The sequence below is a fragment of the Rhodopseudomonas telluris genome, assembly GCF_042432815.1.
GTDB lineage: Bacteria > Pseudomonadota > Alphaproteobacteria > Rhizobiales > Xanthobacteraceae > Rhodopseudomonas > Rhodopseudomonas telluris.
In genome coordinates, this window is the sequence record NZ_JBHLWM010000008.1 from 413,030 (window position 1) to 426,194 (window position 13,165).

13 protein-coding genes are annotated in these 13,165 nt (G+C 65.0%); 5 read left to right on the forward strand and 8 right to left on the reverse strand.

Going from position 1 to position 13,165, the window contains the following annotated elements:
* Positions 1-104: 104 nt before the first annotated feature.
* From accC to ACFFJ6_RS19460, 4 genes are all read right to left on the reverse strand, one after another.
* A complete protein-coding gene (gene accC, locus ACFFJ6_RS19445; protein WP_378390883.1) occupies positions 105-1,460 on the reverse strand; it encodes an acetyl-CoA carboxylase biotin carboxylase subunit in 1,356 nt (451 codons plus the stop codon).
* 106 nt (positions 1,461-1,566) lie between these two features.
* Entirely contained in the window at positions 1,567-2,058 is a 492-nt protein-coding gene (accB, locus tag ACFFJ6_RS19450) for an acetyl-CoA carboxylase biotin carboxyl carrier protein (protein WP_378390885.1), read from the reverse strand.
* Positions 2,059-2,096: 38 nt separating this feature from the next.
* Positions 2,097-2,552 carry a type II 3-dehydroquinate dehydratase gene (aroQ, locus tag ACFFJ6_RS19455; protein ID WP_378392211.1) on the reverse strand — a complete coding sequence of 152 codons (456 nt, stop codon included), beginning with the start codon at positions 2,550-2,552 and terminating at the stop codon, positions 2,097-2,099.
* A gap of 324 nt (positions 2,553-2,876) precedes the next feature.
* Complete coding sequence (locus tag ACFFJ6_RS19460; protein WP_378390887.1) at positions 2,877-3,386, reverse strand: DUF1236 domain-containing protein; 510 nt, start codon at positions 3,384-3,386, stop codon at positions 2,877-2,879.
* Between the two features lie 405 nt (positions 3,387-3,791).
* Here ACFFJ6_RS19460 and ACFFJ6_RS19465 point away from each other — a divergent pair, with 405 nt between their 5' ends.
* The 3 genes from ACFFJ6_RS19465 to ACFFJ6_RS19475 all read left to right on the forward strand — a co-directional run bounded on the left by ACFFJ6_RS19465 (position 3,792) and on the right by ACFFJ6_RS19475 (position 5,967).
* On the forward strand, positions 3,792-4,004 hold the full coding sequence (locus ACFFJ6_RS19465; RefSeq protein ID WP_378392213.1) for a hypothetical protein: 213 nt from the start codon (positions 3,792-3,794) through the stop codon (positions 4,002-4,004).
* A gap of 329 nt (positions 4,005-4,333) precedes the next feature.
* Positions 4,334-5,287, forward strand: a complete 954-nt coding sequence (locus tag ACFFJ6_RS19470; protein WP_378390889.1) for a cation diffusion facilitator family transporter — start codon at positions 4,334-4,336, stop codon at positions 5,285-5,287.
* 77 nt (positions 5,288-5,364) lie between these two features.
* Entirely contained in the window at positions 5,365-5,967 is a 603-nt protein-coding gene (locus ACFFJ6_RS19475; RefSeq protein ID WP_378390891.1) for a TetR/AcrR family transcriptional regulator, read from the forward strand.
* A gap of 283 nt (positions 5,968-6,250) precedes the next feature.
* On the opposite strand, the gene ACFFJ6_RS19480 is transcribed toward ACFFJ6_RS19475, so the two are convergent.
* The 4 genes from ACFFJ6_RS19480 to ACFFJ6_RS19495 all read right to left on the reverse strand — a co-directional run bounded on the left by ACFFJ6_RS19480 (position 6,251) and on the right by ACFFJ6_RS19495 (position 9,941).
* On the reverse strand, positions 6,251-7,018 hold the full coding sequence (locus tag ACFFJ6_RS19480; RefSeq protein ID WP_378390893.1) for a DsbA family protein: 768 nt from the start codon (positions 7,016-7,018) through the stop codon (positions 6,251-6,253).
* Between the two features lie 208 nt (positions 7,019-7,226).
* A complete protein-coding gene (locus ACFFJ6_RS19485) occupies positions 7,227-7,856 on the reverse strand; it encodes a peroxiredoxin (RefSeq protein WP_378390895.1) in 630 nt (209 codons plus the stop codon).
* Positions 7,857-8,064: 208 nt separating this feature from the next.
* The gene (locus ACFFJ6_RS19490; RefSeq protein WP_378390897.1) at positions 8,065-8,439 is read right to left on the reverse strand and encodes a BA14K family protein; all 375 of its coding nucleotides are present in this window, start codon (positions 8,437-8,439) and stop codon (positions 8,065-8,067) included.
* 128 nt (positions 8,440-8,567) lie between these two features.
* On the reverse strand, positions 8,568-9,941 hold the full coding sequence (locus ACFFJ6_RS19495) for a M48 family metalloprotease (protein WP_378392215.1): 1,374 nt from the start codon (positions 9,939-9,941) through the stop codon (positions 8,568-8,570).
* 161 nt (positions 9,942-10,102) lie between these two features.
* On the opposite strand from ACFFJ6_RS19495, the gene ACFFJ6_RS19500 reads away from it, so the two are divergent.
* A complete protein-coding gene (locus ACFFJ6_RS19500) occupies positions 10,103-11,302 on the forward strand; it encodes a pyridoxal phosphate-dependent aminotransferase (RefSeq protein WP_378390899.1) in 1,200 nt (399 codons plus the stop codon).
* 340 nt (positions 11,303-11,642) lie between these two features.
* The gene (locus ACFFJ6_RS19505) at positions 11,643-12,986 is read left to right on the forward strand and encodes a dicarboxylate/amino acid:cation symporter (protein WP_378390901.1); all 1,344 of its coding nucleotides are present in this window, start codon (positions 11,643-11,645) and stop codon (positions 12,984-12,986) included.
* Positions 12,987-13,165 lie beyond the last annotated feature (179 nt).

A 13,165-nucleotide genomic window follows, 5' to 3' on the forward strand; every position in this document is an offset into this window, starting at 1 on the left:
CGGACAGATTAAAACGAAGCAAGAACATCCCCCGCCAGACGTTCGGATACAGAACTGTCCAAACGCGCGTCCGGGGAACTTGTTCCCGGTCCCCGGGAAATTTTTTAGCGGCCTTCCAGCGAGGTTCCGGCCAGATACTGCTCCAGCCAGTGGATGTGGTAGTCGCCGTCGATGATGGCGGGCTCGCGCACCAGCGCCCGGAACAGCGGCAGGGTCGTCTCGATCCCGTCCACCACCATCTCGTCCAGCGCCCGCCGCAGCCGCATCAGGCATTCGCCGCGGGTCTTGCCGTGGACGATCAGCTTGCCGACCAGGGAGTCGTAATAAGGCGGGATGGTATAGCCCTGGTACACCGCTGAATCGATACGGATGCCGAGGCCGCCGGGCGGATGATACCGCGCGATCTTGCCGGGCGATGGCCGGAAGGTGACCGGGTTTTCCGCGTTGATGCGGCACTCGATGGCATGGCCGTTGAGCACGATGTCGTCCTGCGTCACCGGCAGGTCGCCGCCCGCCGCGATCCGGATCTGCTCGAGCACGAGATCGATTCCCGTGATCATCTCGGTCACCGGGTGCTCGACCTGGATGCGGGTGTTCATCTCGATGAAGTAGAACTCGCCGTCCTCGTAAAGGAATTCGATCGTGCCGACGCCGAGATATTTCATATCCTGCATCGCCTTGGCACAGATGCCGCCGATCCGGGCGCGCGCCTCAGGACTGATCACGGGCGAGGGGCTTTCCTCCCACACCTTCTGATGCCGCCGTTGCAGCGAACAGTCGCGCTCGCCGAGATGGATCGCGCCGCCGCGGCCGTCGCCCAGCACCTGGATTTCGATGTGGCGGGGCTTCTGCAGGTATTTTTCGAGATAGACCGAGGCGTCGCCGAACGCGGCCTTGGCCTCGTTGCCGGCCGTCGAGATCGCCAGCGCCAGATCGCCGGCGGTGTGGGCGACCTTCATGCCGCGCCCGCCGCCGCCTGCCGCCGCCTTCACCAGCACCGGGAAGCCGATCTCCTTGGCGATCGCCATCGCATCGTCGTCCGGCCCGACCCCGCCGTCCGACCCCGGCACCACCGGAATGCCGAGGCGCTTGGCGGTCTTCTTGGCTTCGATCTTGTCGCCCATCAGGCGGATGTGCTCGGCCTTGGGGCCGATGAAGTGCAGATTGTGGTCCGCGAGGATCTCTGCGAACCGCGCGTTCTCGGACAGGAAGCCGTAGCCCGGATGCACCGCATCGGCGCCGGTGATCTCGCATGCGGCGAGCAGCGCCGGAATGTTGAGATAGCTGTCCTTCGACGGCGGCGGGCCGATGCAGACGCTTTCGTCGGCGAGGCGGACATGCATCGCGTCGGCGTCGGCGGTCGAGTGGACCGCGACCGTGGAGATGCCGAGCTCCTTGCACGCGCGCAGCACCCGCAGCGCGATCTCGCCGCGATTGGCTATCAGGATTTTATCGAACATCGGGGCCACCGAGCTGGAAGGGCCAAAGGGCGTTTCGCAAACGGCGAACGGAGCGCGCGGGCGACGAGAAGGCGTCTCGCCGCCGGTCGCTGCTCACATCCGCCGATTACTCGATCACGACGAGCGGCTCGCCGAACTCGACCGGCTGGCCGTCTTCGACGAGGATCTGCGTCACCGTGCCGGCGCGCGGCGAGGGGATCTGGTTCATGGTCTTCATCGCCTCGACGATGAACAGCGTCTCACCGGCAGACACGCGCTGGCCGACCTCGATGAACGGCTTGGCGCCCGGCTCCGGCGCCCAATATACGGTGCCGACCATCGGCGACGGCACCACGCCCGGGTGCTTGGCGATATCGACGGCGGCGCTCTCGACCGAGGTCGCGGCTGCGGCCGTCGGCGCAACGGCGTAGCTGGCCGGGACCGAAGCCGCGATGCTGACGTTGCGGGCGACGCGCACGCGCAGGCCGGCGCGTTCGATCTCGATCTCGGTGAGGTTGGTTTCGTCGAGCAGCAGCGCGAGCTCGCGGATCAGCGTGCTGTCCTCGGTGGCCGGGGCGTCCTTCGGCTTGGCGGTCTTGGTGTCAGGCTGGCGGGCCATATTTCGATCCAGATGGCTTGAGTGAACGGGGCGCTAGGTCAGGCCTTGGCGACGGCGCCGATTTTGGTGGCGAGGCCGATGATGGCCAGCCGGTAGCCGTCGATGCCGAAGCCGCACAGGCTGGCAAAGGCGGCCTTTGCGATAAAGGAATGGTGGCGGAAGCTTTCGCGCGCAAAAACGTTGGAAACATGAACTTCCACCGTCGGGATTTGCACGCCCACCAGCGCGTCGTGCAGCGCCACCGAGGTGTGGGTGTAGCCGCCAGCGTTGAGCACGATGCCTGCGGCCTTGTCGGTGCGCGCCTGGTGGATCCAGTCGATCAGCTCGCCCTCGCGATTGGATTGGCGGCAGATGGCGGTGAGGCCGAAGCCCGCCGCGGTTTCGGTGCACAGTTTTTCGACATCGGCCAACGTGGCCTTGCCATAAATTTCCGGCTCTCGCGTCCCGAGCAAATTGAGGTTCGGGCCATTGAGCACGTAAATCGGTTGAGGCATCCGAGAATCCGGCAATGTCAGCGAAGGGTCCGCGGCGGAAGGTGCCGTTCGGGCCAAAATCCGGTTCTGCAGGAGCCGGCTTCCTGGCGAAATTCACTTGATTGCGGGCGTTATAGGTAACCTCACGGCTGAGGGGAAGCCTCAACATGTTCCCATGCCGCATGAATCGGGTGATGCTTTGGACGAGGAGGGCGGGCCAAAGTACCGCCGTATCTTGCAAATCCGTCGCATCAGAGATTGCGCCCATCGGCCGCGCCGGCCGCCATACACAGGAAAGGGCGACCCGAAGGCCGCCCTTGCTCAAATGATGGATGTGCCGCGACTTTAGGCGTCGAGCACGGCGACGATTTCCAGCGTCCGTGGATCGACCACGATGATCTCGTCGCGAACCAGGAAGAATTCGTAGCCCCGCCACTCCGGATAGATCGTCACGATCTCGGTCGGCAGCGGATGGAAGCGGACGTCGCGCGGCACCCGCGTGCCCACCGAGATCGAGAAGTTGACGTTGGTCTGCGGCTCGATCCGCTGGTTCTTGATCACGGTGGTGATCTTGGTGCGCTGCTCGGTCGAGAGCTTTGCGCCGGCGCCGGCCTGACCGGTGGTGGTCCGGTCGCGCTGGCCCTCGGCGTTGCGGTTCATCTGCTCGCGCTCATTGCCGGCCTTGCGATCCATGTCGCGCGCGCCGCGATCTTCGGCTTTCATGTCCTTGCCGGCGCGGCCGTTGTCGGAGCTCATCGAGCCCTTGGCGGCGCCGTCCTGCGCCCGCTGCTGGTTCGCGGCGCCGCCGGGCGCCCGGTCGGCAGCACCGGGGCCGGTGCCTTCAGAACGGTTCATCTGCGGCGCGGTCGACCCGCGCTCCGCGGGGGCCGTCGACCCGGCCGAGGGCGACGCTCCGGTGGAACCGCTGGCGGCTCCGCCGACACCCTGCGCGTGGGCAGCAATGCCGCTGGCGAGGAGCGCGGCGGCGGCGACTGAGATCAAGAAACGATGAGTCATTGCGTGTTACCTCCCGATGAGCCTGCCCGCGCGCGACAACCCGACGCGGAGAAGACTGTTCCGGAGGAAAGGCAGTCTCGCAGTTTTGTTTTGCTTAGGAGGACGGAGGAGGATTAGGTTTGTAGCGACGAGCTGCGATCCTCGATGAGGCGCAAAATTGGACCGCCGCGCTGGAGCCTGCGGACCATCAGCCTGTTATCAGGCATGGCGATTGCATCGCCGATGGCTCGATCGGGAGGCATAATGGCTCATTACGTTGTAAGATTTATGAAGGACATTCTCGGCGAGAACGGCCGGCATGCCGAAGTCTGCCAGCGCCTGCTCGAGGTTGAAGCAGCGAGCCGGCACGAAGCGACCGAGATCGCCAAGCAGAAATTTTGCGAGATGGAGCGCCTGCACGAATGGTCGTTGCATGCGGACCGCGTGCACGTCGCTGAAAGCGATTTTCCGTCTTAGGCTGTCCCGGAACTTTCCAACCTGCGAACCATCCGGCCCTCGGTGCCCGCGCGCGCGAGCGATCCTCGCTGCGTTGCAGGCTTGCGCGTCCGCGCCGATCGGTACCGTGACCGACCGCGGCCTTGACCACCTCAATTCTACAGTGTAGAAATTAGCTGCCGTCGGGGCTTAAGCGTTGCGAGCGCCCCTTGACGCTCGGATCGCAGACGTTCTGCGCGATCCCCCAATCATGCTCTTTTGCTGAATGGCCGGTCCTGGGCGCATCTGCGGAGCGCTCCGACATGCGTCGGAGCCAACTCGCGACGCGCAGCTTGGACTGCGAGCGTATCATGAGCGGACTGCTCTCATTTTTCGATCTCTCCGACGAACGAGGCGTGCTTCGAACCTCGATCGCCGTGACGTTTGTCATCTCGTCTCTCGGCATCGGCTTCGGCCTGGCCTCGGGATCGTTCTCGATCGTCTTCGACGGCGTATATGCATTGATCGACGGCGGCATGAGCCTGCTGTCGCTGGTCGTGGTCAATCTGATCACCTCGTATGCGCTCGCCGGTCATCTGTCGCGCAAGCTCCGCGAGCGTTTCTCCTTCGGGCTCTGGCACCTCGAGCCGATGGTGTTGGGCCTGAACGGCGCCTTGCTGATCAGCGCGGCGCTCTATGCGCTCGTGACTGCCGTCGGCAGCCTGTTGCGCGGCGGGCGTGAGCTGGAGTTCGGCGCCGCGCTGATCTATGCGGTCGTCACGGTGATGATCTGTTCGGCCATCGCGCTCGTCGAGTGGCGCGCCAATCGGACCATCAAGTCTGAATTCATCAGGCTCGACGTCCGCGGCTGGATCATGTCGACAGGCATCACCGCCGCCCTGCTGGTCGCCTTCCTGATCGGCTGGGCCGTGCAGGGGACGTCATGGCAATGGATTTCGCCCTACATCGATCCTGCGGTTCTGGCGGTGGTGTGTGCTCTGATCATCCCGCTGCCGATCGCGACGGTTCGCCGGGCGCTTGCGGATATCTTTCTGGTCACGCCGGCCGACATGAAGGCGCATCTGGACGCCGTCGCGGCGGCCTTCGTCGAGAAGCACGGCTTCGTCTCCTATCGCGCCTATGCGGCGCGGGTCGGCAGGTCGAAAGTAATCGAACTCTACTTCATCGTTCCTGCCGATGCCCCGGCGCGGACCATCGGCGAATGGGACATGCTGCGCGACGAGATGGGAGATCTGGTCGGCGATGAAGGTCCGGATCGTTGGCTGACCATTGTCTTCACGGGTGATCCTGAATGGGCCGAATAACATCGACCACTGACACCAAGCCGAACACCAAGACCCGCGCGAGCGCCGGCCCGCGCGGGCTTGCGAAGGACGAGATCGTGCAGACGGCGGTGACGCTCATGGAGGAACTGGGGGAGGCGGCCTTCAGTCTGCGCAAGCTCGGCGACCGGGTCGGCTGCGATCCGATGGCGATTCTCTATCACTTCAAGAACAAGGACGGCATGTATCGCGCGATGGCGGACGCGCTGGTGGCGAAGCTGTCTCCCGTCGGCGACGATCAGCCCTGGCAGGATCGGCTGCGCGTCCACGCCCGCGATCACCGCGCGCTGGCGCTCCGATATCCGAATACGTTTCCGTTACTGCAGAGATTTCTCAACACGGGGGTGTCGGACTTCGCCCATATCGAAATGGTTCATCGCGTTCTGACCGAAGCCGGCGTCACCGACGAGGAGGCGCCCGCCATCTGTCTCGCCTGGTATGCCAGCGTGATCGGTTTGTGTGCGGCAGAGATCAGCGGGCTGGTCCGGCCCGCTCGCGAGTCCGAAGTCGCCGAAATGGAGGAACTGCCTGCGGCCGAATTTCCGGCGTTGCGGAGACTGGCTGCATCCTATCTCACGCTCGAGACGGAAACCGTCTTCGAGATCGCCCATGAAATCTTTATCGATGGACTATGCAGCCGCCTCGGCGCCTCGACGACTTGAAATGTCGCCATCGTTCGGTTCGCGAAACGCCCTAGCGGCAAGAGCCGGACCGGACGTGCAGCGTTTGACATCAGGCCGTTTCGTTTGCGCCCGTCATGCCCGGCCGTGTGCCGGGCATCGCCGTCTTGCTGCCTGACGTGTGGAAAGACGTGAATGGCCGGGACAAGCCCGGCCATGACGGAATTAATGAGAACGCTAAGTAAGCGATCCGGAAGTCGCTGAGAAGCCCAGCTCGAATCGAGAGCCGGCCTCTGAAAAGAGAGGCTGGTCGCTTCGAAAGCGCTCAGCACTGTTCCTTGCCGCAGCGGGCCAGCGCCACCTTCTGGCGCAGCGTGTCGAGGCCAACCGCGCCGACCACCACCTGCTTGCCGATCACGTAGCTCGGCGTGCCGTTCATGCCCATCGACTCGGCGAGCTTGAAGCTCTCTTCGATCGTCGAGCGCACTTCGGGGCTCTGCATGTCCTTGTCGAGCCGCGCCATGTCGAGGCCGGCGTCCTTCGCGGCCGCGAGCGCGCGCGCCTTGTCGGCCTGACCACGGCCGCCCATCAGCTTCTGATGGAAGTCGAGATACTTCTTGCCGCTCGGATCCTGCATCCGCACCGCGATCGCGACCTGCGCGGCTTCAACCGAGCCCGGTCCGAGCACGGGGAACTCCTTCAGCACGACCTTGAGCTTGGAGTCTTCCTTCATCAGCTCGAGCATGTCGGCCATCGCGCGCTTGCAGTAGCCGCAATTGTAATCGAAGAACTCGACGAATGTGACGTCGCCGCTCTTGTTGCCGAGCACGACGCTGCGCGGCGAATTGAAGATCGCGTCGGCGTTGTCCTTGATGGCGGCCTGGTGCTTCTCGGCCGCAGCATTCGCCTGGCGCTTGCTCAGTTCCTCGGAAGCTTCTTCCAGAACTTCCGGATGCGACACCAGATATTCCTTGATGATGCTTTCGATCTGGCTGCGCTGCTCGTCGGAGAATTTCTGCGCCGAAGCGGCTCCGGGCGCGCCGATCAAGGCAAGCGCGAACAGGGCGGCAGCGAGCGGGCGGAACGACGGCATGGACAATCCCTTCGAGACGGAAGAATGGGCGGACAGCAGCGGAATCGGAATTTCATAGCGCTTTTCCCGTCCAATTACGCGTAATTTGTGAACACGTTTCGGTCAGGAGAGCCGGGCCGGCCCGCGGGGACAAATCGTCCCGGTCGCCCCGCGCTCGTTGGACGAGTTCGGGGCGAGGATGTTCCGAAGCGGCGGGACGCCGCAGCCTTCACTTCACGGTGGTCAGGCGCAGATAGGGGCGGGGCGCGTCCCAGCCTTGGGGAAATGCCTTCACGGCGTCGTCGCCCTGCACTGAGAGCGGAATGATCACCTTGTCACCGGCGCGCCAGTCCGCCGGCGTGGCGACGCGATGCTTGTCCGCGAGTTGCAGCGCGTCGATCACCCGAAGGATCTCGTCGAAGTTTCGACCGACATTCATCGGGTAGGTCATCGTCAGCCGGATCTTCTTGTTCGGGTCGATGATGAAGACCGACCGGACCGCCGCGGTATCGCTCTGGTTGGGATGGATCATGTCGTAGAGCTTCGCGACGGTCAGGTCCGGGTCGGCAACGATCGGAAATTGCAGGTCGGTCTGCTGCGTGTCGTTGACGTCGGCGATCCACTTCAGATGCTCGGACACGTGATCGGTCGAAAGCCCGAGCGGCTTGACGTTGCGCGCGGCGAACGGCTCCGACAGCTTCGAGGTCTTGCCCATCTCGGTGGTGCAGACCGGCGTGAAATCCGCCGGATGGCTGAAGAAGAACACCCAGGAATTGCCGGCCCATTCGTGCAGCGAGATCCGGCCCTTGGTGGTGTCGGCGGTGAAGTCGGGGGCGGTGTCGCCGATGTGCAGAGACATATGAACTCCTGTTGGGTGCTGACGAAGATAGAAGAAGCCCGGCGCTGTGAACGCCGGGCTGGCAGTGGATCTAAGAGAGGTTGACGAGGGCGGCTTGAGCCGCATCAAAGCAGATCACGCAATGCAGCCACGCGATCTTCGTCGCGACGATGCCGACGACCGGAGCAGCCGTATGGTGTTGATCGGCCGCTGGGACTTGCAGGTCTGGCTACGGGCAGGGGCGGGCGCGGCCGTCCTTGCCGATATAGGTCATGGTCTCGGGATTGAACGACCGGTAGCGCGAGGCGCAGTAGTTGATCGCGTCCTGACGGCGGGATTGTTCGGCAGCGCTGGCGGCGATCGCGCCGCCGAGGATGGCCGCGCCAATGCCGATCCCGACGGCGGCGCCGGCGTCACCACCCCAGCCGCGCCCGCGGCCGCGTCCGCGACCACGCCAGGCTTGGGCGGGGGTCGTCGAGGCCGCCATCATGGCGCCCGTGGTGGTGATCAGTCCGAACGCGTACATTCCCAGCAGCAACCCGCTCGCCAAGGTTCGCGAGATCAGCTTGCGCGCCTTGCTACGCTGCAATCCGGTACCAGTCATGGTGTCTCTCCCTCGCATGGCGCCGCCCGACTCAGGGCTGAGAAGCGCGGCGGTTGATTATCGAGACACAAGGTAGCCCCGGATCCGCGCCGCATCAAATCGGCGGCTGAATGGGTCGCCCGGATGCGCTATTTTGATGGTCCCTTCGCTGCGACGATGTCGTCCGCTCGGACCCATCCCGGCGAGCCGACCGGGAAGCGTGTCTTGGCGCGGGAGGCGAGTTCGCGGGCGGTCTTGTTATCGCCACGCAGGTACGCGGCCTGCGCCGACGCGAGGTCGGCTTCGGCGTAGTCGCCTTTGCGGCCATAGGCCATCGCGAGCTGGCTGTAGCCCAGCGGCGCCTCGCCCTCGCGGGCCAGCGCGGCCTTGAGAATCCGGATCGCTTCCTCGGTCGTCGCGGGATTGTTGGATGCGACCAGCGCCTGACCGAGCAGCATTTCGATCAGCGGCGCGCCGCGTGTCATCGACACCGCCTTGCGCAGCGGGGCGATCGCCTCCTGCGGCCGGCCGCCCTCGAGCAGGGCCTGGCCGCGCAGCTCATAGAAATACGGGTTGTTGGGCTCGGATTGAATCAGGCTGTCGATCTGCGCCAGCGCCGAGCGCGGATCGCCATGCAGATAGGTCGAGATCGCGCGGGCGTAGCGCGCCGGCAGGCTGGTATTGGACAGCGGATAGCGCCGCGCCACCGTGTCCGGCCGCTCCATGAAACCGGAGGTCTTGGCGCGCATCATGTCGTGCCGCAGCTGCAGCGCGGCGTCGTCCTTCTTGTCCCAGTTGGGGCTAGAGCGCGCCAACTCCTCCAACGCCCGCACGCGCTCGGCCGGCATCGGGTGCGATTGCGCATAAGGATCGGCGCCGCGTGCGGCGAACAGGCTTTCGTCGGTGAAGCGGCGGAACGTCTCGTACATGCCCTTGGCCGACTGCCCGGTGGCGTCGAGGAATTTCACCGCGGCCTTGTCGGCGTTCTCTTCCTGCTGGCGCTGATAGGACAGCAGGTTGCGGCGGATCAGTTCCTGCGGCGCTGAGACGGCGGCGGCGCCGATGTTGCTGGCGCCGCTGTTCGGCCCGCTGCGCGATCCGGCCACCATCGCGCCGACGCCGAGCAGCATCGCCACGATCATCTGGGTTTGGGCCTGGGCGAGCTGGGTGCGCAATTTGGACAGATGGCCGCCCGCAAGGTGCCCGGTCTCGTGCGCCAGCACGCCGATCAGCTGGTTCGGGGTCTGCGACTGCATCAGCGCGCCGTAGTTCACGAAGATGCGGCGGCCGTCGGCCACGAAGGCGTTGAACGAGGGATCGTTGATGATCGCGACGCTGATGTTCTGCTTTTCCAGCCCGGCGACGCGCAGGATCGGCCGCGTGTAGTCGCGCAGCAGGTTCTCGATCTCGGTGTCGCGCAGCAGCGGAGGGCCCTTCTGCTGCGGCGCCTGCGCCAGGCTCGGAACCGGCGCGACCACCAGCGCAGCGGCGCAGACCAGCGCGGTCAGCCGCGAGAATTGCATGCGGGCCACGCGGCGCACGCGGCCGGGCAGATCTTCTACCGTCACTTTGGTCATTGGCCGAGGTTCGAATACCGGTTATTGCCTTGCATCAGCCCAGCATTACGGCAGCAGCGCGACGCCCGCCGGGTTTCGCCGAACCGCGCGCGGGATAGCAGATTTCGATGTTGGATGCGACCAAGTCGGCCGTGGTGCGTCAATTGTTGACCCCCTCGGCAAGGAGCGATGTTCCGCCGTTCATGGTGATGGACGTGATGGCGGCGGCCGACAAGATCGAGGCCGCGGGCGGCCACGTCATCCACATGGAGGTCGGTCAGCCCTGGGCGCCGGCGCCGCGCACCGCGATCGCCGCCGCGCATGCCGCGCTGGAGCAGGGACGCATCGACTACACGTCAGCGCTCGGCCTGCCGTCGCTGCGCGCGCGCATCGCGCAGCACTACCGGGAAACCTACAACTGCGACGTCGCGCCCGAGCGCATCGTCGTCACCACCGGCTCGTCGGGGGCCTTCATCCTGTCGTTCCTGGCGCAGTTCGAGCCGGGCGACCGGGTCGCCGTCACCGTGCCGGGCTATCCGCCGTATCGCCATATCCTCAACGCGCTCGGCTGCGTGCCGGTGCCGATCGAGACCCACAGCGAGACGCGTCACGCGTTGACCGGGGAGGCGCTGCTCGCCGCGCATCGCAAGGCGCCGCTGAAAGGCGTGCTGGTCGGCAGCCCGGCCAATCCGACCGGGACGATGATGACCCGCGCCGCGCTGAGCGAGCTGATCGCGGTGGCGGAGAGCGAGGGCATCCGCTTCATCTCGGACGAAATCTATCACGGGCTCGACTATGCGTTCCTGGCGGTGACCGCAGCCGAGCTGTCGCCGCACGCGGTGGTGATCAACTCGTTCTCCAAATACTTCTGCATGACCGGCTGGCGGGTCGGCTGGATGGTCCTTCCGGAGGCGCTGGTCCGTCCGGTCGAGCGCCTGCAGCAGAACCTCGCGATCTCGGTGCCGACTCTGTCCCAGATTGCCGCCGAGGCGGCATTCGACGGACGTGACGAGATGGAGACGGTCAAGCGCGGCTACGAAATCAACCGCCAGATCCTGATCACAGGTTTGCCACAAGCCGGTTTGACCGAGTTCCTGCCCGCCGACGGCGCCTTCTACCTTTACGCCGACGTGTCGAAATTTACCTCCGACAGCTTCGATTTTACCAAGCGGATGCTGGCCGAGGCGCACGTCGCCGCCACCCCCGGAACCGACTTCGACCCGCTGCGCGGCAAGGACTTCGTGCGGTTCTCCTACGCCCGCTCGGCCGATGACATGCGCGAAGCGGTGCAGCGCATCACCGACTGGCTCGGGGGAAAATCTCGCTGAGATGACGGTCTTGGGCGAATCGTCCCTTGATCTCAGCGGCAATTCGTCGCTATAGGCACGCGCGAATAATTCCTTCCGGGAGAATGCGTTGCCGATCTGTTCGTCCGCGCACCGAGCCCGCAAGGGGCAGGTCGTGCTCGCGGCGGTGTCGGGACCCTGGCTTGCGGGCAACGGTGCCCAAGCGGGCCGTCATCCGGTGTCGATCCCCGTCGGCGGCCGGCGAGGGTGAACGTCACGCTCCTGATCTGGACCATCAATCGACTTGGCCGACCAGTCTGCCTGGGGTCGTCCGCGACGTCGTCCTCAACGACAGGCACATCAAGGTCAGTGGAGTGACGGCATGTCGACGATGACCGATCTCGGTGCGCACAGCGTGCCGAGCCCGAAGGCCCAGCCGCGGAAGCCCTGGTACAAAGTCCTCTACGTGCAGGTGCTGATCGCGATCGTGCTCGGTGTGCTGCTCGGTTGGCTGTCGCCACAACTGGCCACCAACGAATGGATCAAGGCGCTCGGCGACGGCTTCGTGAAGCTGATCAAGATGGTGATCGCGCCGATCATCTTCTGCACCGTGGTGTCGGGCATCGCCCACATCCAGGACGCCCGCAAGGTCGGCCGCGTCGGCGTCAAGGCGCTGGTGTATTTCGAAGTGGTGTCGTCCTTCGCGCTGCTGCTCGGCCTGGTTGTCGGCAACATCTTTCAGGTCGGACACGGGCTCGCCGCCAAGCCGGACGCTGCCGCCGTGGCGAAGTATGTCGATCAGGCCAGCCATCTGAAGGCTGTCGACTTCGTGCTGCACATCATCCCGGACAGCGTGGTCGGCGCCTTCGCGCAGGGCGACATCCTGCAGGTCCTGCTGTTCGCGGTGCTGTTCGGTTTTGCCCTGATGGCGCTCGGCGAGCGCGGCCACCGGCTGCGCGACGTCATCGACGATGCCGCGCACGCCGTGTTCGGCGTCATTGCCATCGTGATGAAGGCGGCGCCGATCGGCGCGTTCGGCGCGATGGCCTTCACCATCGGCAAATACGGCCCGGCCGCGCTCAGCAATCTGATCGGCCTGGTGCTGCTGTTCTACGCGACCGCCGCGCTGTTCGTGTTTCTGGTGCTCGGGCTGATCGCGCGCTTCGTCGGCTTCAACATCTTCAAGTTCATCGCCTACATCAAGGACGAGCTCCTGATCGTGCTCGGCACGTCGTCGTCGGAGAGCGCGCTGCCGCAGCTGATGGAAAAGCTCGAGCGGCTCGGCTGTTCGAAGTCGGTGGTCGGCCTCGTGGTGCCGACCGGCTATTCTTTCAACCTCGACGGCACCAACATCTACATGACGTTGGCGACGTTGTTCATCGCGCAGGCGCTGGGCATCGAGCTGACCTTCAGCCATCAGGTTGCGATTTTGCTGGTCGCGATGCTCACCTCCAAGGGCGCCAGCGGCGTCACCGGTGCCGGCTTCGTGACGCTCGCCGGCACCCTCGCGGCCGTCAATCCGGCGCTGCTGCCGGGCATGGCGATCGTGTTCTCGATCGACAAGTTCATGAGCGAAGTCCGCGCGCTCACCAACATCACCGGCAACGGCATCGCAACCGTGTTCGTGTCGTGGTGGGAAGGCGAGCTCGATCACGAGCGCCTGCACGCCAACCTCAACAAGACGATCGACCCGTCGGACGTCGAGACCGCCGTCACTACCGGCTGATCAACGGGGCCGCGTACCAATGAGCCGCCCGGCTGATGAAGCCGGGCGGCTTTTTTATTGGGGCACGGGTCGGCCGAAGCGACGCGGACGGATACCGACCGCCGGGGCGCCTCTCAGTCCCAAGACCCGAAGGGCACCGTCATTTGCAAGGTGCGAGCGCGCCGGCCTCGAAGGATACG